Here is a 23,623-nt window from a genome sequence, read left to right on the forward strand (position 1 = left end):
TAGTCCGTTATGAATAAAGCAATAAAAACAATCGCCGTAATTGGTGGCGGCACAGCAGGATGGCTGAGCGCTGCAATTATCGCTTCGTATCACCAAGGTAATAAGGGTGATGGCTTAAAAGTGATGTTGGTAGAATCATCTGATATTCCAACAATTGGTGTAGGTGAAGGTACCTGGCCCACTATGAAAAACACGCTTCAGCAAATTGGTTTGCGAGAAGTGGATGTATTTAAAGCCTGTAATGCCACCTTTAAACAAGGTGGTAAATTTGTAAACTGGACGCATGGCAACAACGATTTTTACTACCATCCCTTTACGGTACCGCTAGGCTACGGCCGTATAGATTTAGCCCCCTATTTAGATAATGTTGAAAACTTTGCTCAGCAAACTAATTTTCAGCACGATATTTGCGAAGCAAACCTAGCACCGAGAGGCATTGCGCAAGGCGAGTATCAAGCAAATTGTAATTACGCATACCATTTAGATGCCGGTGCCTTTGCTGAGCTATTAAAGCAACATTGTAAGAGCAAACTCGGCATTGAGCACATTATTGGCACCGTTGATCAGGTAAAGCTTGATGAAAGCGGAGCTATAGACACCCTTACCTTAACCGATCAAACCCGCACAATAAACGCTGATTTATTCATAGACTGCACGGGTTTTTCATCGCTGTTATTAGGCCAAGCCCTTAACGTGCCATTTAAAAAAATGGATCACGTATTATTTAACGACAGCGCCCTAGCTATGCAAGTCCCCTACGATGAAGGTGATAAGTCACTGGCCAGTCATACCATTGCCACCGCACAAAATGCTGGGTGGATTTGGGATATAGGCCTAACGCATCGCCGTGGTGTAGGGCATGTATATTCAAGCAAGTTTTTATCAGATGAAGAAGCCGAGCAAAACTTACGTAACTATTTAGGTGATGCCGCTAAAGGCTTAACTGCCCGAAAAATAAGTTTTGAGTCAGGCTATCGCGAAAAATTTTGGCACAAAAACTGTGTTGCAGTGGGAATGTCGGCAGGTTTTGTAGAGCCCCTTGAAGCAACTGCCATTATGCTGGTTGAAATCTCGTCTCGCTTTGTTGCAGAGCATATGCCAGCCGATACTCAAGTTATGCCCATTGTTGCAAAGCGCTTTAATGAGCAAATGGATTATCGCTGGCAGCGTATTATCGACTTTTTAAAACTACATTACATGCTAACTAAGCGCCCAGAGCCTTACTGGCAAGCGCACATACAACCGCAAAGCATTCCGCAAAGTTTACAAGAAGACTTACTGCTTTGGGGGACGCGTGGCCCTCTTATTCAAGATTTTCATGGCGCATTAGAGCTATTTCCTGCCGCCAGTTACCAGTATGTTTTATACGGTATGGGCTTTAAGCCCGACTTTACTAAGCAAGCGTATTTGTACTCAAACGATGCGCAAGCAAATCAAATAATTGAACGTAACAGCCAGCTTACACAGCAGATGTTGCAAACGTTGCCGCCTCACCGTGCTTATATTGAGCAGTGGCTTGCGGCTAACCCAGTTTAAGGATGTGTAACTATGGCTATTAGTGAACTATCAAATACTCAACACCAAGCAATAAAAATTAACCCTAATGCGGGTGTTGAATACGCAAAAACACAGCATTTAGTTAATCTACGTGCAAACGAAGTAGCAAAAGCGGCCTGCGATTTACCTATTTTTTTAGCGCGTAACGCACACAACGGCAGCTACACCATTTCGGGCTTAACCAGCTTTAGTGCTCAGCAAAGTTTATTTGTGAGTAACAATCAATGGCAAGCGCTGTACACGCCTGTGTGCATGCAAACCCAGCCGCTTTATTTACTCACTCGTGAGGCAAATAGCAGTGAGTACTTTATTGCTATTGATGAGCAAAGCTCAGCCGTTAATACCCAGCAAGGCGAGCCGTTATTTGATGCCAAAGGCAACCCAAGCCTGTATTTAAGTGCGCAGCAAAAGCTACTAGAAAGCGATTTAAAAAATGATTACCAAACGTACCAATTTACCCAAGAAATTGCCCGCTTAGGGCTTATTAAAAACATAGATATTGTTTTGCAGTTTGAACAAGGCGAGGCGCAAACTATTCAAGGTTTGAGCACTGTTGATGAAGATAAACTGCAAACTTTAGACAGCGATACCATTGCCAATTTACACAAACAAGGTTACCTGAGCGTGCTTAACAGCATGCTTATTTCGTTGTTTCAGTTAAATGCGTTAGTAAAGCGTCACAACCAGCATCCTGAACTTATGCCATTAAAGCAAATTAAGTTAGAACTAAGTCGAGATGCACACGCACTGTAAGGTGCAATTTATTAATTAGCCTTTACAGGTTAATACGTTCACATAGACAGACATTGCGTTTAACGCGCTGGAGACACACACATGTCAGACAACATTTTGCAGTTGGTGGTTTTTTTCTTTGTAACCGCTTTAATTGGTGGACTTACATATTGGAAGTGCCGAGGCCAAAACCGTAATAGTGGTGATAATCAAACAAAAGAGTATTTTTTAGCGGGCGGTGGCCTTACTTGGATGTTTGTAGCAGGCTCAATTACGCTCACAAATTTAAGTACTGACCAGCTGGTGGGCATGAATGGCAATCAAATGGCCTTGCTCGTGTGGTGGGAATTGGCGGCTATTTTAGGACTTATTATTTTAGCCAAAGTATTTATTCCTGTTTATTACAAGTACAACTGTACAACCACCACAGAGCTGTTAGAAAAACGCTACAACAACAAGCACATTCGCGCTGTTATTGGTGGCTTATTCTTTTTAGGTAATGCGCTAATTTACATGCCTGCGGTTATTTATTCTGGTGCGCTATTTATGCAGACCATGTTTAAGGTTGATATACCGCTAATGTACATAGCGACCGCATTTGCTTTAGTAGGCGCTATTTATGCATTTTTTGGTGGCTTACGTGCGGTTGCCGTATCCGATACCTACAATGGTTTATTAGTGTTAGGTATGGCAATACTGGTCGTATTTTTAGCGCTTAACGCGATTGATTACGACTTTAGCGGTATTCCACAAGAGCGCTTAACATTAATTGGTGATGCTGACTCGCCAATCCCTTGGCCTACGCTTTTAACCGGTATGATCTTTATTCAAATGTATTACTGGGGTACTAACCAAACCATTACCCAGCGTGCAATGGCTGCGCCAAACGTTAAAGAAGCGCAAAAAGGGATATTTGCAGCAGCGGGTATTCGCTTTTTAATTGTACCGGCGATTGTGGTGCTACCGGGTATTATTTCGTACAAACTGTATGGCGACATTGGCGATGCAGCTTATGGCCGAATTGTAGGTGATGTAATGCCTGCTTGGTTAACGGGTGTATTTGCCGCAGCAATGGCGGCGGCAGTGCTTTCTACTTATAACAGCTTATTAAACTCGGCTACGGCACTTTACGTGTGTGATATTCACGAAGCTTACTTTAATAAAGAGCCAAGTGTAGTAAAGCTAAGTGGCTATGTTACGTTGTTACTTACTAGCTTAACGCTTGTGCTTGTGCCAATTTATCAGCAAGCCGACAGCATTATTAACTTACTACAACAGTTAAACGGCTTATTAAGTATGCCTATATTCTCAATTTTTGTAGTGGGCTTATTGTTTAAAAATGTGGATGCGCGTGCAGGTATTGCCGCGGTAATTTTAGGCGTGGTTATGTATGGCATGCTGACGTTTGAAAATTCGCCGCTACATACTGAACTACACTATATTCACTTAATGCCAATTACACTTATTGTATGTGTAGCCTTTGCGTTAATCGTTAATAAAGTAGTGTTTGGTTTAAATGCACAGTGGGCAGGTAAAACACCTGCTATTGAAGATACGCCACCAGTGCACGCACCAAAATAACCAGCAATAAAAAGTTAAGTCACTTTTTATTAGCCAGTTAACACATTACTAAATCGGCCTAAGGTAACTTAGGCCGATTTTTGTTTATTCAATTAACCTACACTGTAGATAACACCTATGGGCAATAATACTTAATCATTTTGCGTGGCTAAACGTGTGACTACCAGCTGGGTTTTACAGGCTACCCCAGGCTAAAAGCCCACTAAATATAATATTGCACAAGGTGGTATTAAATTTTTTATCCGCTGTTTAAGTTAATGACTGGTATAGCCAGTAATAATATTGGCTAAATTACACCGTAAACACTATCTAAAAGTAATTTGTATGATATATACTATTATTCTAAAATCACTGACTGCAATTTGATGCAGTAAGCGGCGAGTAAGCACACATATAATGTACTCGCGTATTAAACTCATCTTCATTAAAGAGGACAGGAGAATCATGGCTGATATTAAACCATTCTTTCGATTAGACAGCGCAAACAGCACCGTTATTTTCGACTGCCAGAGCAAAACCCCAGCGTTACTTTATTTTGGTAAGCGCCTATCTGAGCAAACAACTGAAACAATGCTAACTCAGCTTGCGACTCGTCAGGAAGTAAAATGTGCCGTGGTTGAAGAAGCACCTATTTCTCTTTCTCCGCTATTAGGTGAAGGCTTTACAGGCGCGCCAGGGCTAGAGCTGTCAAACGACACCATAGCTTGGTCAGTTGGGCCTGCTCTTCAAGATGTTCGTCAGCCGACCCCTTCTAGCTTAGAGTTTGTAAGTGTTGATGAGCTGCGTGGTATTGAAGTAGTGCACAGCATCAGACTTGATAGCAACACCGATGTGCTAAGTGCGCATACCGTATTAACCAATTTAAGTGATGCACCGCTAAGCGTTAATTTTTGCGCCGCACCTACGTTCCAACTACCCGATAGCATGAACAAACTAGTGAGCTTTGAAGGACGTTGGTCTAACGAATTTCAACGCCAATCGGTTGATTTAGTATTAGGCAGCTTTGTACGCGAAAACCGCAAAGGTAAAACATCGCACGACGTATTCCCTGGCTTATTAGTTCATAGCGAAGGCGCAGGCGAGCAACAAGGCGAGTGTTATGGCTTTCATTTAGGTTGGAGCGGTAACAACAAGCTACGCGCTGAGCTATTACCAGAAGGGCGCCGTTATGTGCAAATGGGTGAGTTATTATTACCGGGCGAGCTAACCCTTGCTAAAGGCCAAACGTATCAAAGCCCAAGTATTTATGGCTCGTTTTCGAGCGATGGCTTTAGTGCACTGTCGCGTAATTTTCATCGTTTTGTTAAAGCTAACTTACTTAGCCAGGCGCAGCGCGAAAAAACACGCCCAGTGCATTACAACACGTGGGAAGGTATTTACTTCGATCACGATGTAGACACGCTAAAGCAGCTAGCCGATAAAGTAGCGCCATTAGGTATTGAGCGTTTTGTACTGGACGACGGTTGGTTTAAAGGTCGCCGTGGTGATTATGCTGGCCTAGGTGATTGGACAGTAGACTACGAAATTTACCCAGACGGCCTATCGCCAGTGATTGACCATGTAAACAGCTTAGGCATGGAGTTTGGTATTTGGTTTGAACCTGAAATGGTAAACCCAGATAGTGACTTATACCGCGCCCATCCTGATTGGGTATTAGGCTCAGAAAATAACGAGCAACTTAGCTTTAGAAACCAGCTAGTGCTTGATTTAACGCGGACTGAGGTTGTTGAATACCTATACAAAGCGATTGATGACATTTTAGTTGAATACCCAACAATTAAGTACATTAAATGGGATATGAACCGCGATATAAACCACGCGGGTAACTTCTCAGGCAAGCCTGCGGTGCATCAGCAAACACTGGCACTGTATCGCTTAATCGACCGTATTAAAGCGGCGCACCCTGGCCTTGAAATAGAAAGCTGTTCTTCAGGTGGTGCCCGTGTAGATTATGGTGTGCTTGCACACACAGACCGTGTATGGACGTCAGATTCTAACGATGCACTTGACCGTCTTGAAATTCAACGCGGCTGTTCGTTCTTCTTCCCATCGTCGGTTATGGGTGCACACGTAGGCCCTCGTGATTGTCATATCACAGGTCGTAATGTCAGTATTGAAATGCGTGCTGCGGTATCTATGTTTGGCCATATGGGTATAGAAATGGACCCACGTGAGCTGACCGATCACGAATACAATGCGCTTAAAGCGGCTATTTCGCTGCACAAAGAGCACCGTGAATTTATTCATGCTGCCGATTTGTACCGCCTCGATAGCGACGATTTATCAATTAACTTTGGTTTAATCGACGAGCAAAAATCAAAAGCGTTATTTGCGTATAACAGTGTACGCGAAACACCGCGCACTGCGCCTAATAAGCTTCGTTTTGTTGGTTTAGATGCAGATACGCAGTACACACTTAATTTGGTGTGGCCTGTTAAATTTGAAGAATACCGACCTTCGTCTATCGCCGCTGTTAACGGGCAAACTTTTACGGGTGAAGCGTTGATGGAATTTGGCCTACAAATGCCAATTTCATTCCCGCAAACATCGCTTATTTTTGAGCTTAACAAAGCTTAAAATATAGCAAGCAGTAAAAAGGGAGCTAATTAGCTCCCTTTTTTAATAATGTTTTTTAAGCCATTAGTCGAGTTTAGACTCAATCAGCTCAAGCGCTTCTTCTAAAATAGTTTCTACTGCTTTTTTAGCGCGCTCTGGATTGCGCGATTTAATCGTATCTAAAATATCAGCATGCTTTGCAACGTCGGCCCCTGGCACACCTTTAATGTGGTTGGTGTAACGAATACTTACGCGCAGCGCGGTGCTAATAAATTCAGTGAGCTGTACAAAAAAGCGGTTATTACTGGCTACTAAAATACTGGTATGAAAGGCAATATCGGCTTCAAGCGGATCGTCTAAGCCTTGGTCTGCATCGGCCATGCGGGCAAGTGCGTTGTCTATTTCAGCAAGTTGTTCGGCGCTGGCATTTTCAGCTGCTAGGGCAGCGGCTTGTGGCTCAAGTGCGACACGTACTTGTGTAAACTCTTTTAATAAAGAAAGCGACGGTTTACTGCTTAAAATCCAGCGCAGTACATCTGTGTCAAACATATTCCAGCTGCTTTCTGGCAGTACGCGGATCCCTTGCTTAGGGCGAGAAGATATTAAGCCCTTAGCAGAGAGCATTTTAACTGCTTCGCGTGTTGCACTGCGGCTCACATCGTATTTTACGCATAGGTCAGCTTCTGAGGGCAGGCCTTCGTTAACTGGGTAAACGCCACGCACAATTGCAAAGCCTAAATCATGGGTTAATTGTTGTGTTAAATTTTGACGAGGTTGGCTTTTCATTGAGCGTTATCCGAATGAGTTATTGCTTTATTATATATCATATATCATATTAATGTACGAAAGGATATGTTATAAACTTTGTTAAAGGCAAGTATTTTAACACAGCTGTAACAGTAATCCTCTTTAGCAAATAATTATAAATATTAAGAGGGGCAGTCTGTATTATGGAGAAACGCATTTGAATAATCACGCTCACTACCCCAGTATTTCTGGCAAAGTTGTTTTTATTACCGGGGGCGCTTCAGGCATTGGCCGTGCAATGGTAAAGGCGTTCGCCGCTCAAGCTGCCAAAATTGCCTTTATAGATATTAATAACGAGGCTGCCCAATCTCTTATAGCCTCACTGCCTAACGCCAAATTGTGGTTTAGACAGGTTGATGTAACCGACTCAAATGCTTTACAGCAATCTTTGGTAGATGCATGTGCTGAACTAGGCGCTATAAATGTACTGGTAAACAATGTAGCCAACGACCGCCGTCAAGCCAGTGAAGACGTTACAGTACAAGATTGGGATCAATGCCTACAAATTAATTTAAATCCGGCGTTTTTTGCCTCGCAAGTCGCTATGTCTTTTATGAAAAGCGAAGGCGCGGGGAGTATTATTAATTTTAGCTCTATCAATGCCATCATGGGGCAGCCACAAATGGCGGGTTACGTAACGGCAAAGGCCGGTTTAATCGGCATGACTAAAGCACTGGCGCGCGATTATGGTGAATTTGGTATTCGGGTGAATGCTATTTTGCCGGGTTGGGTTGCCACCGACCGCCAATTAGCCAGTTGGTTTACTGAGCAAGAGCAAGTGAAGTGGATGGAAGCCATGGCACTTAAAAAGTTAGTAACCCCTGAAGATGTAGCTAATTTGGCACTTTTTTTAGCTGCCGACGAAAGCAGTATGATCACCGGTCAAGGTATTAAAATTGACGGTGGGAGGCTCTAAGTTGCAGCACTTAAACCTTTTTATAGCCGTAGATTGGGGCACGAGTCATTTACGCGCCTATTTATGCGGCGTAAATACCACAGGGCAGTTAACTTTAATTGCTCAGCGCGACGGCCCAGGTGTGATTAGAGATAAACAAAACTTTGAACATACTTTAATTGGTGTCGTTGCACCATGGACCAGCGAATACGGCGTTTTACCTATTTATATGGCAGGGCAAATCACCTCAAGTATTGGCTGGAAAGAAACCCCTTATTTAGCGTGCCCCATAAACCCCGAAAGCCTGCTTAGTGGCGCAATTAATTTTGATTGTGCAGGTAACAAAGTCAGTGCTTTGCCTGGTACAAAATGCACATTACAAAACAATTTATTTGATGTAATGCGCGGCGAAGAGCTGCAAATTTTAGGTTTTTTAAAACAAAACCCGGCCTATCAGCAAGGCAACGTACTCATTTGTTTACCCGGTACCCATACTAAATGGGTGCTGTTAAAAGATGGTCAAATTATCTGTTTTAAAACCGCAATGACCGGCGAATTATACGACTTGCTATGTCATCAAAGTGTACTTATTCCTAACGACTGTGAAGCGGGGGAGTTTGATTGGCATGCATTTGAGCAAGGCTGTGAACTCACGTTAGGCAGTGACAGCGGTAATTTGGCGCACGGTATTTTTAGTGTCCGTACGCGCCAGCTTTCAAAAGAGTTAACACCAGTGCAAGCCAAGGCATACTTGTCGGGCGTGCTTATTGGTAGCGATGTACGCGCTGCACGCCATGCCAGTGAATGGCAATTGGTGAATAATTCTAAAGTAGTGGTTATTGGCACAGAGCAACTAAATACCTGCTTTACCCATGCGTTAAATTGCATTGGTGTGCAATGTTTAGAGTTTGACGTAAAAGAGGCTACGTTAAGTGGTTTTAACTACTTATTTAATAGTAATAAAACCAAGTAATATAAAAAAGCCCCCAATATTGCTTGTGCAATCATTGGGGGCTAGTTCTTAAATTAAGTAAGGGTTAAAGCGGCTGTTAAGCTGTTTTAGCCGCTTGGCTTTGCGTAATATAATGATTAAGCGTTGCGACTTGTGCTTCATTAAAGCGCAGTCCTAGTTTACTTCTGCGCCATAAAATATTGTAAGCGTTACCCGCCCATTCTTCATTTAGTAAGTAATCGACTTCTGCTGCAAATAAGCCATGACCAAAGTCTTGGCCTAAATCACTGAGCTGGGTTGCACTGCCTAAAATTAGTTTTGCACGAGTCCCGTAGGTACGTACAAAGCGTTTAAGAGTGATTTCTGGTAACCAACTATAAGCCGCTTTAAGCTCATTGGTCAGCGCTTCTACCGAGCTAAAATCGCCACCGGGTAAGGCGCTGTGTTTGGTCCACGCTTCACTCATTTGTGGGTAAAATTCTTCAAGCTTATTCACTGCAGCTTCGGCAAGTTTACGGTAGGTGGTAATTTTGCCACCAAACACACTTAACAGTGGTGTGTGTTTGCCTTCACTTGAAAGCTCTAACTTGTAATCACGCGTTACTTTTTGTGCATTCACTGATTCGTCATCAAGCAGTGGGCGCACACCCGAAAAGGTATGTACTATGTCTTCGCGTTTAATGTGGTTTTTAAAGTAGCTGTTAGTAATATCGATTAAGTAATCGATTTCTTCATCACTAATTTTTACATCTTGCGCTGCGCCTTTGTGTTCAACATCGGTGGTGCCTACTAGCGAGTAGTCATCTTCAAACGGTATAACAAACACAATGCGCTGATCTTTATTTTGTAAAATGTAGGCTTGTTTTTCATCGTGAATACGCGGCACCACAATATGGCTGCCTTTAACAAGGCGAATATTTTGTGGCGATTTTTCTATCAGTGCTTCGTCAAATAATTTTGCTACCCACGGGCCCGCTGCATTAACAATACCTTTGGCTTTAATAGTTTGTTGCGCCTTAGTTTGTTGTTGCTCAAGCGTTACCTGCCATTGGTTATCGATGCGTTTTGCACTTACGCACTTGGTTTGCGTAGCAATGGTCGCGCCTTTGTTTTGGGCAGCTAAGGCGTTTAAAATTACCAAACGTGAATCATCAACCCAGCCATCTGAGTATTCAAACCCTTTTGTAATTGAAGGTTCTAATACGCTGTTTTCACCAAATTTAATGCCACGCGAGCCAGCAAGTGTTTCGCGCTTAGCTAGGTTGTCGTACATAAATAAGCCAATACGGATCATCCATGCTGGGCGTAGGTGCGATTGGTGCGGTAGCCTAAAGGTAAGCGGCCACATAATATGCGGGGCATTTTTAAGCAGCACTTCGCGCTCAGCCAAGGCTTCTTTTACTAATCTAAATTCGTAATGTTCAAGGTAGCGTAAACCGCCGTGGATCAGCTTAGAACTATTTGAAGACGTTGCACTGGCAAGGTCTGATTGTTCACACAATAGAACTTTTAATCCTCTGCCTGCTGCATCAGCTGCTATTCCAGTGCCGTTTACACCGCCACCGACGACGAGTAAGTCGTATTCGTTATCTGCTAATTCCACCGAGCTAACCTTTTTATTTGTAATATAAATAAGACATATAGCATCATAAAGCTGTGGCTCTTATTTGACAATAGATAACCACGCTTTTTGCTTGTTAATTTTTAATCCTGATCTTTTTAAAACATACAGCGTACAACGCGCCATTTAAGCGCTGTTGCCGGTGTTTTGTAAGCCGCTAATTTTAATTAGCGGCTGGGCGTTTTACGCTTGTTTGCTATCGTCACTAGAGAGACAAACTTGCGCTACACAGTGCTGCCACTTTGCGTATAAATCGTTACGTTCGTCAGCGCTCATTGTTGGCTCAAAACGTCGGTCGCAGGTCCACATTTTTGCTAATTGCTCAGTTGACTCATACACACCGGTTTGTAAGCCTGCTAAGTATGCTACGCCTAAAGAGGTGGTTTCGGTCACTGTTGGGCGCTCTACCGTTGCGCCTAAAATGTTTGATAAAAAGGTCAGTACCCAGTTATTTTTAACCATACCGCCATCTACCCGTAACACGCTTGGGCGTAAGCCATCACGCTCCATTGCTTTTTGTAAGTCTTTGGTTTGATACCCAACCGATTGCAGCGCAGCAGCAACAATGGTGCTAATGCCCGAGTCGCGGGTTAAACCTAAAATAGCGCCCCGTGCATTTGGGTCCCAGTAGGGCGCGCCTAAACCTGTAAACGAAGGCACTAAAAATACCCCATGATCAAGCGGTACATCTTTTACTAACGATTCGCTCTCTCCGGCATGGCTTAATAGTTTTAAGCCTTCAACAATCCACTGCATCGTGGCGCCTGCCATAAAAATGCTGCCTTCAATGGCATATGTTGGTTTGCCATTTAGCCTGTAAGCCACCGTGGTTAGTAAGCGGTTTTCAGAGGTAAGTGCTTTTTCGCCGGTATTCAGCATTAAAAAACAGCCCGTACCGTAAGTACTTTTTGCCATACCTTGCTCAAAACATGCGTGGCCAACAAGGGCTGCTTGCTGATCGCCGGCAATACCACATACGCGTATTGGTGCGCCAAAAATCTCATCGCTGGTTGAGCCAAACTCGTCGGCTGAGTCCATCACTTGGGGCAGCATAGATTCAGGAATTTCGAATAAATCGAGTAGTTCTTGATCCCATTGCTGAGTATGAATATTAAATAACATAGTGCGTGATGCATTGGTGGCGTCGGTGCGGTGCTCTTTACCACCGGTTAACTGCCATAGTAAGTAGGTATCAACGGTACCAAACGCCAGTTCACCTGCAAGGGCTTGTTCGCGTGCGCCTTCAACGTTGTCTAAAATCCAGCGTACTTTAGTGGCCGAAAAATACGGGTCTAGCAGTAAGCCGGTTTTATCGCTTATGGTTTGGCAAAGCTCGTCAGTGCTTAGGCTTTCGCAGTAATCGCTGGTGCGGCGGTCTTGCCACACAATGGCGTTATAAATAGGTTTGCCGGTTTTTTTGTTCCACACTAAAGTGGTTTCACGTTGGTTGGTGATACCAATGGCAATAATTTCTTCAGGCTTAACGTTTTTATCTGCTAATACTTCGCGGCTGGTACTTAGCACGGTTTGCCAAATATCGTTAGGGTCGTGTTCTACCCAACCATTTTGCGGAAAATGCTGCGAAAATTCTTGTTGTGCTGAGCCAAAAACGTCTGCATCTTTTGTAAACAAGATGGCCCGAGAGCTTGTGGTTCCTTGATCAATTGAGAGTATGTATTTTGACATGATATTTGTGTTATTTATCTTATCTTATATATGACTAGATTGCCTTTAACTTACATTAATGGCAATGATTTTTTCTTAAAATAACCGTTTAAAAAATAAGCACGCTGTTTTTATTTGCTAACTCTTTTAAATAACAGGTGTTTTATAGCAGCATTATTTTAAGTGCGTATGCGGCTAAATATAAAAATAGCCGCCAAAGTTTGTGTTACTTGGTGCGCGGTTTAGCTTGTTGCCAATCCATACCAGTAGAAAAACGATTATCAAACCCATGCCATGCTGGCAGTGGCTTACCATTAACCACTGCTTGGTCGCCATTTTGTGGTAAGTCTAGGTATTCACATTGGCTGGTAATGCCTTTTACGTGGCAGTCCATCATAGCAAGTACAAAGTGTTTGTTGGTCTCGTTTAGGGTGCGCATTGACCACGATGGCTCGTAGTAATGGCCTATATCTAATTCGCTGCTACGTTTGGCAATAGCAGGAGCAGGGTGCGGCGCAATATTATGGCGCGCATTTTTGTAAGTAAGCAGGTACTTGTCGGGGCTGCCCGTTTGGTTATATAGGTTTTTAATGCCTTCATAACCGGATATATCATCTAAGCTACCCGCGACATAAAGCGAAGGCACTTTAATGTTTTGCATAGCACTGGCATTAAATAAGTTATGTTGCCCGCCCCAAGGCGCAAAGGCCACCATAGCTTTAATGCGTGTATCTACTTGTGGGTTTTTATATTGCCCACCTGCACAGCTATTGAGTAATTGCTGCACTTGTTTAATTTGTGCAGGGTCTTTCATACCGGTAAACATTGCAGTGGTTTGCTCGTTAAAGTCATAACAGCCACCAATTGTATTAACCGCGCCAAAACCACCCATAGAGTAACCAATTACGCCTGCGCTTTTGTTATCCACTTGCTTGCTGGCAAAGTTGTTTTGTTCGTTAAAGTAGTTAAGTACAAATTGTTGATCGCGTGAGCGGTTAATAAGGGTACTAAAAAAGCCCGAAAACGGCGCATTTCTAAAATCAACATCTGCATTGGTTGAGTCGGTATGATCTATGGCTGCCACAATGTACCCATGCGATGCTAAATGTTCGCCCAAGTAATACATAATTGTACGATAGCCGGTATAACCGTGTGAGAGCACAATAACAGGGTAGTGCTCTTTGTTATTAATGGCTACATCGCGCATGGCATCGGCTTGTAAGGTAAACGTTTTACCTGTACGGGTTATGTCGCTGTAGCTGGTTAAGGGTGCGTTTGCACTGTCTGCTGCTGGGTACCACACTTCTACTTTTAAAGGGCGATCTTTTTTCCCTTGGGTTGCAGGGTCAAACTGCGCGGGATTTACTAAATCAAGCGTTTGTACGCCAACGCTGTAACTACCTTTAGCAGCAAGCTCAGGAAGTACTTCGCTGGTTAAAGGTGGGTAGAGTTGCTCTGGTGTTTTTTGATCTGCAAAAACAGTACTTGCTGTTAAGCAGCCCGTTGCTAGCAGCAAGGCTTTTGAAAGCGCCTTTAACGTGTGTGTGGTTGTCATTGTGTATCCTTGTTGTGTGTATTTTTTATTATTAATCTAGCTGATGGGCTTCAACGCTATCGCTGTATTTAAGCTGCCACTGCGCCCGAAGCGTATCCATTATGTGCATTACCCGCAGGCTTGTGCTGAGCGGTAATACATTGCTTTGTGTTTGTTGTTGTAAAATACATTTGCTAACGTGAGCAATTTCAAATTTAAAGTTTTCATCGTCATTAAAGCTAAAATCAAACTGCTGCACTTGTTGTGCGTTTAAATGAAGCTCTAGCGACTGTGCACCAACAAATTCAGCAATGCGAATATACCCGTGCTCCCCTAAAATACAGGCTTCGGTAGGGCCATTTTGTTGTAACGCGCTACTAAGCTGCGCAAATTGCCCTTGGCCGTAATTTATAAGGGTTACACTGCGCTCATCTACGCCGGTCGTGCTTTTATGTACTAATGATTTAATTTGTTCAGGGGCTTTATTAAATACCACATCGGCAATTGATATAGGGTAAATACCTAAATCAAGCAATGCGCCACCTGCAGTCGCAGGGTTCATTAAACGGTGTGAGTCAGCAAAGTTGCCCGCTAGGCTAAAGTTGGCATTAACACTGTGTACTTTGCCTATTACGCCCTCGCTTAATAACTGCTGCAGTTTTACTATGGCAGGTAAAAAGCGCATCCATACACCTTCCATTAAAAAGCAGTTTTGTTGCTCGGCTAACTGGCTAAGGGTTGTGAGTTGCTGTGCATTAACAGTAATGGGCTTTTCGCTGAGTACATGCTTATCGTGCACTAAGCATTGCGCAATAGTTTTAAAGTGTTGCTCGTGGGTATTAGCAATATATATGGCGTCAATGTGTGGGCATTGCATAAGGGCCTGGTAGCTCTCATAGCCTTTAACTGAATAGTGTGTGGCAAATTCTTTTGCGCGTTGCTCGCTGGTCGATGCAGCGCCAATAAGCTGTGCATTAGCGCAATGCGCAATGCTTTTAGCAAAGGTGTGAGCAATATTGCCACACCCAATAATACCCCAATTAACCTTTGCCATGCTTATTCCTTAATGATGTTTAAAAAGACGTAATTTGTAATCCTGAACCTGCTGAACATACGTAAATGTCGGCATTTAAATTAAAACGTTCAAAGTAGTGCTGCTCAACCGCTGCTTTAATTAGTGGCACTTCTGCATCACGGCATAAACACACAATCGCACCGCCAAAACCGCCACCGGTCATACGTACTGCACCGCGCTCGCCCATCGCTTCTTTACAAATTTCTACTAGGCCGTCGGTCGCTGGCACGGTTACTTCAAAGTAATGTTTAAGCGATTGGTGCGATGCCGCCATTAGCTCGCGCAGCGTATCAATGTCGTTATTTTGCAGCGCTTTAGTTGCTGCAATTACACGCTCGTTTTCGCTAATTACATGGTGTGCACGTTTGTATTCGTTTTCGCTTAGTGCATCTTTAGTTGCTTCAAGCGTGTCCATGGTGGCTTTACGAAGCGTGGCTACATTCATTTTTGCAGCTGCTTGCTCACAGTCAACACGACGTTGGTTGTACTCGCTATCTACCAATTTACGTGGGTAGTTAGAGTTAACAATAACAATGTTTAAATCATCGGGTACTTTTACTGATTCAGTCGCTAGGTTTTCACAGTCAATTAAAAGCGCATGGCCGTTTTCGCCTTTTGCCGAAATAAGCTGATCCATAATGCCCGATTGGCAATGCATAAAGTCGTTTTCGGCTTCTTGGCCTAGTAAGGCAATTTTTTCTTCGCTTAAGCCAAGCTGTGCAATATGGTTAAACATACCACCAATGGCCACTTCTAATGCCGCCGATGAAGATAAGCCACTGCCTTGCGGTAAGTTACTGTCAATAAGTAAATCGGCGCCGCGCAAAGTATGGCCCGCGCGCTTTAGTACAAATGACACGGCACGGATATAGTTACCCCACTGCGATTGCCCTTCGCTGATGTCTTCATCAACACTAAAGCTGTCTTTTTCGCCTGGGTAATTTAACGAATGCACAGTAATGATGTTGTCGTCGCGCTCTTTAAACATAACTTGAGTACGAAACTCTAACGAGCACGGAAATACAAAGCCGTCGTTGTAATCGGTAAATTCGCCAATTAGGTTTACACGCCCAGGTGCTGCAGCAATACCTTGAGCAGGCGCACCGTACAGTGATAAAAATTGTTGTTGAAAATCGTTAAGCGTCATCTGTGTGTCCTGCTGTTTTTTTGTAGTGTGTGGTACTGGCTGCTTGTAAAATAGAGGCAGCTGTTTCTGCGCTTAAATCGCGCTGGCTTTCGCCTAGCATTTCGTAGCCAACCATGTGTTTTTTAACGGTGGCAGAGCGAAGTAGCGGCGGGTAAAAATGGGCATGTAAGCGCCAATGTTGCTCATCTGAGCCACGATTAGCCGGTGCATTGTGCCACCCCATAGAATACGGGAAGCTACAATTAAATACGTTGTCGTATTTAGTGGTTAATACTTTAAGCGCCTGTGCTAAGGCGTCTGTTTGCGCATCGTTTAGCTGGCTAAAGTTTTGAATGTTATCTTTAGTTACAAGTAGTGTTTCAAACGGCCATGCTGCCCAAAAAGGCACTACAACAAGCCAGTGCTCGTTTTCAAATACGACGCGGGTTTTATCTGTTTGCTCTTTTTGCACATAATCGGCAAGCATCGCGCTGCCATGCTTTTTAAAATAGGCAAGCTGCTGGGTATCTTCGGCTTCTATTTCAGTTGATAAATGCGCATGTGCCCATACTTGGCCATGTGGATGAGGTTGCGAGCAACCCATGATCTCGCCTTTATTCTCAAATACCTGAACACACTCATAGTGTTGTGCAAGTTCTGTGTAGTTGTCTTTCCAGGTTTTTACTACTTCGTGTAGGGCATCGTGCTCAAGCTCTGGCAGTGTTTTGTTATGCTCTGGCGAAAAACAAATTACACGGCATTCGCCGCTTGCTTCATCAGCAATAAATAAATCGCTGTCTGAGTCTAAGCTTTGCGATTGCTTGCTCTCATTAGGCGTCAGTGCGCCAAAGTCATTTCTAAATACATGGGTGTATTTGTAATCTGGGTTGCTGTCGCCATTTGCACGGGTGTTGCCTGGGCAAAGTGGGCAGCTTTCATCGTGTTTTGGTAGTACGCTTTCGTTTACTGCTTCTGTAGCACCTAACCACGGGCGGTTATTACGGTGCGGTGATACTAATACCCAGCGTCCCGTTAGCGGGTTTTTACGTCTGTGAGTACTTTCTAATAAAGCCATGTTAACTCTCCAACCCACTAGGGTAATTAGTTTGCCAGCGCCATGTGTCGTTAGTCATGTCGCTCAGTGTTAGTTCTGCGTGCCAGTTAAGGGTGGTTTGCGCTTTTGTGGCATCGGCGTAATTACAGGCAATATCGCCTGCACGGCGCGGTGCACTTTTATACGGAATATCTTTATTGGCTGATGCGCTAAATGCTTTGATCATATCAAGCACCGAATAACCTTGGCCTGTGCCTAGGTTGTATGCATGAAATGCGGTATCTGTTTTATGTTGCATAAAGGCCGCTACATGGCCTTTAGCTAAATCTAAAACGTGAATATAGTCGCGCACGCCGGTGCCATCTTTGGTGTCGTAGTCGTCACCAAAAATATTAACCACTTCGCGTTTACCCACCGCAGTTTGAGCAATAAATGGCATTAAGTTATTTGGGATACCATTTGGGCTTTCGCCTAATAAGCCGCTTGGGTGCGCACCAACAGGGTTAAAGTAGCGAAGAGCAATGCCCATAAATTGGCTGTTGGCATTACATACGTCTTGTATGGCTTGCTCAACCATAACTTTGGTCCAACCGTATGGGTTAGTAGCGCGTATAGGGTGTTTTTCATCAATAGGTAGGTAGTCTGGCTCGCCGTACACAGTGGCCGATGAGCTAAATATAATATGGTTAACGCCTACCTCTTGCATGTTTTGTAGCATGCTTAATGTGCCCGACACATTGTTTTGGTAATAACGCAGTGGTTGCTCGGTTGATTCACCTACGGCTTTAAGTGCTGCAAAGTGAAATACAGCCTCAGCTTGGCTGTGTTTAAGGGCAAGTTTAAACTGCTGCTCGTCTTGAATGTCACCTAAAATAAACTCAAAACGGGTGCCGGTAATTTTTTCGAGTTGATCAAGCACACGGGGGCTTGCGTTAGATAAGTTGTCGTAAATAACTGGGGTAATGCCTGCCTCATGAAGGGCAATACATGTGTGGCTACCTATATAACCCATACCGCCTGTAACTAAAACTTTCATGTGTTTTCTCGAAAAGTGTATTTATATGATAAATACTACTATTAAGGTAATTTAAAAACAATAGTTATGATTGCCCGTTATTTCAAATAAACGCTTAAAATTCACCCAAGCAAAGGCACAATGGCTATACCTACTTAATAAGGGCGCATAGGTTTATCAATTAATTCTATAAACTGATTCTACTGAGCCACTAATTATTAGTCGCTAAAAGTGGTGGTACTATTAATAAATAGCAGTGAGCTAATGCGTGTGTAATTTGTCGTTAATGCAATGGCCAAAGCCTTAATACAAAAAGGAACGTTCAACATGAAAAAAACAATTTTATTAACCGGTGCCACCGACGGTATTGGCCTAGAGACCGCTAAAATGTTGTTAGCGCAAGGGCATACTGTATTATTACACGGGCGCAACCAAGACAAGTTAAATACTGTACAAGCAAGCTTAAACGCTGATTACCCGCAAGCAAGCACAGCGACCTACATTGCCGATTTAAGCGATATGGCGCAAGTAAACACCTTGGCTCAGTCAGTGTTAGCCGACTTACAAAACGCGAATAAAATACTTGATGTAGTTATTAATAACGCCGGTGTTTATAAATTGGCAAATATCACTACTGTAAATGGGCTAGATGCACGGTTTGCAGTTAATACGTTAGCGCCTTATTTACTTACTAAAGCGTTACTGCCTGTAATGAACACGCAATCACGTGTGGTTAACGTGTCATCGGCCGCACAAACCAGCGTTAACTTTGACTCGTTAGTGGGCAACAAGCCACTATCAGATAGCGCAGCCTACGCGCAAAGCAAATTGGCTATTACTATGTGGTCGCGTCACTTAGGTTTAGCACTTAAAGGCAGCGGGCCATTAGTTGTTGCGGTAAACCCTAAGTCGTTACTAGGTAGTAAAATGGTAAAAGATGCCTACGGGCTTGCTGGTGGCGACTTAAAACTAGGCGCTGATATTTTTTGCCGCGCCGCATTAAGTGACGAATTTAAAGATGCCACTGGCCTTTATTTCGATAACGATGCAGAGCGCTTTGCACCGCCACATCCAGATGCGCTCAACCCTGCTAAAAATCAGCAGTTAGTTGATACGTTAGATAGCCTGCTTGCTCAGCTAAATGCTGATAGCTAGTAGCAAAATAACGCAAAAAGATTTTACTCATGCCTTATAAGGCTTAGTTGTTTTTATAAAGCCGATATGTGCTTTAAATGTTTTACCCTTTGTTGATCGTCAAAGAGTTCACCTAACGGTGAACTCTTTTTTTTGCGTACAACATTACTCTTGTTGTAAACGCTCGTACAACCAATCTTTTAATTCTGAACGCTCATGTTTTAGTTGATTCATTTGCTCATCGCTAATGGGCGCATCTTTAAGCTCTAAAACACGAATCTCTTTATCTAGCTTGTCGTATTTATCTGCCTTTTTAGCAAATTCTGTGTCGCTTTTATTTAGCTCTGCAATGGTATTTAGGTACTGTGGAAAGTCATTGGTAAGTGAGTGGTCTTCGCCTAACATATTCGCTCCTTAGTAGGATAAATGAGTTACTTAAGTGAATTACTACCTTTTCATATATTACTCTGGGGCTTAGACAATAATAAATCAACCATAGCTAGCTTAAATTGATATAGCGCAGCGACTGGGTAGGATTTTGTTTAATGCCTACTTTTAAACAGTGATGGAGTGATTTTTAAACTCTATTATAAATATTATTTTGAAACTGATTGTGTGTTTAGCCTTATTATCATTTGTAAAGGGTGTGTCTACAATGAAGCTTCATTACATAATTACTTATCAACAGATAACAGAGGCAATACCTATGAAAGCAATGACAATTAATAATTTTGGTGGCACTGAAGAGTTTGTAGCAGCTGAGGTTGCAAAACCACAAGTAACAGCAGGTAATGTGTTAGTTCGTATTGCCGCAACAAGCGTAAATACAATTGATATGATGATTCGTCAAATGGGTGCTGACTTACCCTTTGCTCCAAAACTACCGGGCATTTTAGGGATGGACTTTGCAGGCACCGTTGAAGCTGTTGGCGAAGGCGTAACAGACTTTGCAGTAGGTGATGAAGTATATGGTTGTGCTGGTGGCCTAGGCGATTTACCAGGTGCACTTGCTGAGTTTATTCTTGCTGATAAGCGCTTAATCGCTCACAAACCTAAAAACCTAAGCATGAAAGAAGCAGCCGCTATTCCACTTGTAGGTATTACAGCACTTGAAGGCTTAACACGTGCAAGTGTAACTGCAGGCCAAAAAGTATTAGTACACGGCGGCGCAGGTGGTGTAGGCCATTTAGCAGTACAACTAGCTAAGCATTTTGGCGCTGATGTTTACTCAACTGGCGGTAACGCAGAGCAACTAGCACTAATAGAAAGCTTTGGCGCTACAGGCATTAACTTTAAAGACGAAACCGTAGAGCAATACGTTGAAAAGCACACAAATAATATTGGCTTTGACATGGTATTTGACACAGTAGGTGGTGGTAACCTGACTAACTCATTTGCTGCAGCAAAGCTAAATGCACAGGTATCTACAACGCTTTCTTTATTAGAAGTAGATTTAAGCCCAGTACACTTTAAAGGGTTATCGTTAAACGTAATCTTTATGCTTATTCCAATGATCCACGACTTTAACCGTCAAGACCACGGCGACAAACTGACTAAACTGGCACAAATTGTTGAAGCAGGTGGTATGCGCCCAGTACTTGATGAGCAAGACTTTAGCTTAGAAGAAGCTGCTAAAGCGCATGACCGCTTAGCAAGTGGCCAAGCTATGGGTAAAGTTGTTATTTCTGTACAATAAATTATACCAATCCGCATAATTAAGTGAGCTATTTTGAGGATGGAAAAGCGTGTTGATAGCAAGGCAAAAAATTCGCTATTTAGTTGCTCTAAATGAGAATTTTTTAACGTAGATAGCGACACGTTTAGCCCCTGAAAATGATTAAGTATTATTGCGGATTGGTATCATTACGGCCGGCATCCTCGCCGGCCTCTTTCTTTTTTATGTCCGCCTGATTAACGTTTGTACACCCTTTTTTATAACCAAATATAAACAATAGTGCTTTTATTAATCGTATATAATTACGCTTTAAAATGAGTTGTTAATATTTTAGGGTCAGATCAAGCGTTTATATGAAAATATTCACTAATAAATTTGCCAGTAAAGCTAAGCAGTTTTATATCGGTATTGTGCTGGTAGGCTGTGTACTGTCTGCGATGGTTTATTATCAGGCAGAAACCATTAAGCGCACCTCATCGACCTTAATGGAACAACAAATTCCGGCGCTGCGCGATATTCGATTAATCGAAACCTACCTAGTAAAGCAAGAGCGCTTATTATATGAGTATTACGCAACGAGTAAGCGTGAACTTTATTTAATCGACTTTTTAGAGAATCATGTACGTATACTTGCGCTGATAAAAAGCCTAGATCAAAACCACAGCACATTAGCGCTAGAAAGCAGCTTAAGTGATGAGTTTAAAAGTGGTTTAGACTTAGCACTTAAATTACACGAAAACCTATCAAGCAGCAGCACTAGTTGGGATTTAGCCAGAGCACAACTAGAGCAACTCACCGAACTGCAAGCCCAAGTGATGGGACACTTAACAAATGCAGAAACGGTTATTTCAAATGCGGTTGATAGCGGCTACAAAGACACCGAAAGCAACCTGCACACCACAGTCAATATTGTGTTTTTGTTTACGTTTGCCATAGTGCTGGTAAGCATTTATACAGGGCGTTACGCATCTAAATTTATAAAACTTAGTGCCCGTAACGAACGTTTAGCGCTATTTCCAACGCGCAACCCTAACCCAATTGTGAGTTTAAGCGCCAACCTTGAGCTTAACTACTGTAACCCTGCCGCTATTGCTATGCATAAAGCGTATGTAAGCGATAAACACAGTACGCCCATTGCATTACTAAGCCCTAATATAAAGCAGCAACTAATAGACACTAAGCAGTCGGCTAGTCATGTTGAGCGTTTTTATACACAGCTAGATAACCATTACCTCACTTACCAAATACATTGGCTGCAAGAAATAGATGCCTTTGATATACACATACGCGATGTAACAGAGCAATTTGAGGCAGAGCGCTCATTAGAGTATTTAGCCTTTCATCACCCGTATTCAAAGTTGCCAAACCAAGCCAGTTTAGAAACATACACCAATGAGCTAATTTCGCTTGAGCAGCCTTTTAGTTTAATGCTGATTGATGTAAGCCACTTTAAGCTATTGCTTGAGCAATATGGCTTATCGGGGGCTAACGAGTGTATAAATGCCTTTGCTATGCACTTATCGCGCAGCGCTAATAAATTTTCTCAGCAGTTAAAAAGCAAAAACAAACTGACCTTCTACCACATTGCCGATGCTAACTTTGTGGTTATTTATACCGAGCAAGATTGCTCAACAACCCTAGATGACTTACTCAAAGGCGTACAAAGCCGTTTAAGCCAAGCTATTAGCACACCGTACGGTGAAATGCGTATGAGCTTTAACTGCGGTGTAACACGCTACCCAACCAGTAATGACTATAAAACGCTGCTACTGCACGCCAATATTGCCTTAGAAGAGGCGGTAAAACGTAATATTCCCTACGCTTATTTTGATACCGAAAGCGGAGTTAAGCACGCACAGCAGCTGCATATTGCTCGGCGCCTTAATACCGCCATTGAAAAGCAACAGTTTGAGCTTTATTTTCAGCCTAAAATGCACCTTAAATCGCAAACCATAAACAGCTGCGAATGTTTAATTAGGTGGTTTGATGATGGGAAGTTTGTCTCTCCGGCGCAGTTTATTCCTATTGCCGAGCACAGCGGGTTTATATTGCCATTAGGCGAATGGATACTTGATAGTGCCTTTGCCCAAGCTAAAAAATGGCATCAGCAAAACTTAAATATCCGCTTGGCTATTAATATATCGGCAAGGCAATTTACACAGCAAGACTTTGTGCAAAGCATAAAACAGCGGTTGGCACATTTTAACGTGCCCGCGCATTTAATTGAGCTAGAAATTACCGAAACCGCCATTATGGACGATGAAGAGTTTGGTATTTCAGTACTGCAGGCGCTGAGTGCATTGGGTATTAGCTTATCAATTGATGACTTTGGTACGGGCTATTCGTCGCTGGGTTACTTACAGCGTTTTCCGGTAAATAAATTAAAAATAGATCAGTCGTTTGTGCGCAATATGGCCACAGACACACGGGATCAGGCTTTAGTACTGAGTATTTGCCAATTAGCTAAAAACTTAGGGCTCGATATTATCGCCGAAGGCGTAGAAGAGCATGCCCAACTTGAAAAACTAAAAGAGTATAACTGCGACCTAATTCAAGGGTACTTGTTAAGCCGGCCAATACCAGCAAACGAATTTGAAGCATTTTTAGCTAAAGGCGTAAGTTTTTAAGGCGTTTTGCTAATGTA

Annotated in this window: 18 protein-coding genes; 9 read left to right on the plus strand and 9 right to left on the minus strand. The window is 42.9% G+C overall.

What is annotated here, in order from left to right; genetic code table 11:
• Positions 1-9 precede the first annotated feature (9 nt).
• From B4F91_RS16615 to B4F91_RS16630, 4 genes are all read left to right on the plus strand, one after another.
• Positions 10-1,536, plus strand: coding sequence for a tryptophan halogenase family protein (locus B4F91_RS16615; RefSeq protein ID WP_286938662.1), 1,527 nt, complete (start codon positions 10-12; stop codon positions 1,534-1,536).
• A 12-nt stretch (positions 1,537-1,548) separates the two neighbouring features.
• On the plus strand, positions 1,549-2,310 hold the full coding sequence (locus tag B4F91_RS16620) for a SapC family protein (protein WP_273611773.1): 762 nt from the start codon (positions 1,549-1,551) through the stop codon (positions 2,308-2,310).
• Positions 2,311-2,391: 81 nt separating this feature from the next.
• Positions 2,392-3,870: an SLC5 family protein gene (locus tag B4F91_RS16625; protein ID WP_024032020.1), complete on the plus strand. Its 1,479-nt coding sequence runs from the start codon at positions 2,392-2,394 to the stop codon at positions 3,868-3,870.
• Positions 3,871-4,314: 444 nt separating this feature from the next.
• The gene (locus tag B4F91_RS16630) at positions 4,315-6,447 is read left to right on the plus strand and encodes an alpha-galactosidase (protein WP_286936293.1); all 2,133 of its coding nucleotides are present in this window, start codon (positions 4,315-4,317) and stop codon (positions 6,445-6,447) included.
• 63 nt (positions 6,448-6,510) lie between these two features.
• On the opposite strand, the gene B4F91_RS16635 is transcribed toward B4F91_RS16630, so the two are convergent.
• A complete protein-coding gene (locus tag B4F91_RS16635; protein WP_004588172.1) occupies positions 6,511-7,212 on the minus strand; it encodes a FadR/GntR family transcriptional regulator in 702 nt (233 codons plus the stop codon).
• Between the two features lie 178 nt (positions 7,213-7,390).
• Here B4F91_RS16635 and B4F91_RS16640 point away from each other — a divergent pair, with 178 nt between their 5' ends.
• Positions 7,391-8,149 carry an SDR family NAD(P)-dependent oxidoreductase gene (locus B4F91_RS16640; RefSeq protein WP_024032022.1) on the plus strand — a complete coding sequence of 253 codons (759 nt, stop codon included), beginning with the start codon at positions 7,391-7,393 and terminating at the stop codon, positions 8,147-8,149.
• Between the two features lies 1 nt (position 8,150).
• Positions 8,151-9,101, plus strand: a complete 951-nt coding sequence (locus tag B4F91_RS16645; protein WP_248531436.1) for a 2-dehydro-3-deoxygalactonokinase — start codon at positions 8,151-8,153, stop codon at positions 9,099-9,101.
• 76 nt (positions 9,102-9,177) lie between these two features.
• Here the strand turns inward: B4F91_RS16645 and glpD are convergent, their stop codons facing one another.
• From glpD to galE, 7 genes are all read right to left on the minus strand, one after another.
• Complete coding sequence (gene glpD / locus B4F91_RS16650; protein ID WP_096041020.1) at positions 9,178-10,683, minus strand: glycerol-3-phosphate dehydrogenase; 1,506 nt, start codon at positions 10,681-10,683, stop codon at positions 9,178-9,180.
• Positions 10,684-10,884: 201 nt separating this feature from the next.
• Complete coding sequence (glpK, locus tag B4F91_RS16655) at positions 10,885-12,387, minus strand: glycerol kinase GlpK (RefSeq protein ID WP_096041021.1); 1,503 nt, start codon at positions 12,385-12,387, stop codon at positions 10,885-10,887.
• A gap of 205 nt (positions 12,388-12,592) precedes the next feature.
• Positions 12,593-13,921, minus strand: a complete 1,329-nt coding sequence (locus B4F91_RS16660) for an alpha/beta hydrolase family protein (RefSeq protein WP_286936299.1) — start codon at positions 13,919-13,921, stop codon at positions 12,593-12,595.
• Between the two features lie 31 nt (positions 13,922-13,952).
• Positions 13,953-14,954: a Gfo/Idh/MocA family protein gene (locus B4F91_RS16665; protein ID WP_286936301.1), complete on the minus strand. Its 1,002-nt coding sequence runs from the start codon at positions 14,952-14,954 to the stop codon at positions 13,953-13,955.
• A gap of 19 nt (positions 14,955-14,973) precedes the next feature.
• Positions 14,974-16,122 (minus strand): galactokinase, encoded by a 1,149-nt coding sequence (gene galK / locus B4F91_RS16670; protein ID WP_024032028.1) that lies wholly within the window; start codon positions 16,120-16,122, stop codon positions 14,974-14,976.
• Complete coding sequence (locus B4F91_RS16675) at positions 16,112-17,176, minus strand: UDP-glucose--hexose-1-phosphate uridylyltransferase (protein ID WP_286936302.1); 1,065 nt, start codon at positions 17,174-17,176, stop codon at positions 16,112-16,114. The genes galK and B4F91_RS16675 overlap by 11 nt, the downstream gene beginning before the upstream one ends.
• A 1-nt stretch (position 17,177) precedes the next feature.
• On the minus strand, positions 17,178-18,191 hold the full coding sequence (gene galE, locus B4F91_RS16680; RefSeq protein ID WP_286936304.1) for a UDP-glucose 4-epimerase GalE: 1,014 nt from the start codon (positions 18,189-18,191) through the stop codon (positions 17,178-17,180).
• Between the two features lie 306 nt (positions 18,192-18,497).
• Here galE and B4F91_RS16685 point away from each other — a divergent pair, with 306 nt between their 5' ends.
• A complete protein-coding gene (locus B4F91_RS16685) occupies positions 18,498-19,325 on the plus strand; it encodes an SDR family NAD(P)-dependent oxidoreductase (RefSeq protein WP_248443284.1) in 828 nt (275 codons plus the stop codon).
• A 144-nt stretch (positions 19,326-19,469) separates the two neighbouring features.
• Here the strand turns inward: B4F91_RS16685 and B4F91_RS16690 are convergent, their stop codons facing one another.
• The gene (locus B4F91_RS16690) at positions 19,470-19,709 is read right to left on the minus strand and encodes a YdcH family protein (RefSeq protein ID WP_004588182.1); all 240 of its coding nucleotides are present in this window, start codon (positions 19,707-19,709) and stop codon (positions 19,470-19,472) included.
• Between the two features lie 301 nt (positions 19,710-20,010).
• On the opposite strand from B4F91_RS16690, the gene B4F91_RS16695 reads away from it, so the two are divergent.
• Complete coding sequence (locus B4F91_RS16695) at positions 20,011-21,000, plus strand: zinc-dependent alcohol dehydrogenase family protein (RefSeq protein ID WP_286936306.1); 990 nt, start codon at positions 20,011-20,013, stop codon at positions 20,998-21,000.
• Positions 21,001-21,332: 332 nt separating this feature from the next.
• Complete coding sequence (locus B4F91_RS16700) at positions 21,333-23,606, plus strand: putative bifunctional diguanylate cyclase/phosphodiesterase (protein ID WP_286936307.1); 2,274 nt, start codon at positions 21,333-21,335, stop codon at positions 23,604-23,606.
• Positions 23,607-23,623 lie beyond the last annotated feature (17 nt).

Source organism: Pseudoalteromonas sp. UBA6610 (assembly GCF_002433295.1).
Lineage (GTDB): Bacteria > Pseudomonadota > Gammaproteobacteria > Enterobacterales > Alteromonadaceae > Pseudoalteromonas > Pseudoalteromonas atlantica.

Coding starts and splice junctions, on each gene's coding strand:
- B4F91_RS16615 (WP_286938662.1), top strand. CDS start 10: ATGAATAAAGCAATAAAAACAATCGCCGTAATTGGTGGCGGCACAGCA.
- B4F91_RS16620 (WP_273611773.1), top strand. CDS start 1,549: ATGGCTATTAGTGAACTATCAAATACTCAACACCAAGCAATAAAAATT.
- B4F91_RS16625 (WP_024032020.1), top strand. CDS start 2,392: ATGTCAGACAACATTTTGCAGTTGGTGGTTTTTTTCTTTGTAACCGCT.
- B4F91_RS16630 (WP_286936293.1), top strand. CDS start 4,315: ATGGCTGATATTAAACCATTCTTTCGATTAGACAGCGCAAACAGCACC.
- B4F91_RS16635 (WP_004588172.1), bottom strand. CDS start 7,212: ATGAAAAGCCAACCTCGTCAAAATTTAACACAACAATTAACCCATGAT.
- glpK (WP_096041021.1), bottom strand. CDS start 12,387: ATGTCAAAATACATACTCTCAATTGATCAAGGAACCACAAGCTCTCGG.
- B4F91_RS16660 (WP_286936299.1), bottom strand. CDS start 13,921: ATGACAACCACACACACGTTAAAGGCGCTTTCAAAAGCCTTGCTGCTA.
- B4F91_RS16665 (WP_286936301.1), bottom strand. CDS start 14,954: ATGGCAAAGGTTAATTGGGGTATTATTGGGTGTGGCAATATTGCTCAC.
- galK (WP_024032028.1), bottom strand. CDS start 16,122: ATGACGCTTAACGATTTTCAACAACAATTTTTATCACTGTACGGTGCG.
- B4F91_RS16675 (WP_286936302.1), bottom strand. CDS start 17,176: ATGGCTTTATTAGAAAGTACTCACAGACGTAAAAACCCGCTAACGGGA.
- galE (WP_286936304.1), bottom strand. CDS start 18,191: ATGAAAGTTTTAGTTACAGGCGGTATGGGTTATATAGGTAGCCACACA.
- B4F91_RS16685 (WP_248443284.1), top strand. CDS start 18,498: ATGAAAAAAACAATTTTATTAACCGGTGCCACCGACGGTATTGGCCTA.
- B4F91_RS16690 (WP_004588182.1), bottom strand. CDS start 19,709: ATGTTAGGCGAAGACCACTCACTTACCAATGACTTTCCACAGTACCTA.
- B4F91_RS16695 (WP_286936306.1), top strand. CDS start 20,011: ATGAAAGCAATGACAATTAATAATTTTGGTGGCACTGAAGAGTTTGTA.
- B4F91_RS16700 (WP_286936307.1), top strand. CDS start 21,333: ATGAAAATATTCACTAATAAATTTGCCAGTAAAGCTAAGCAGTTTTAT.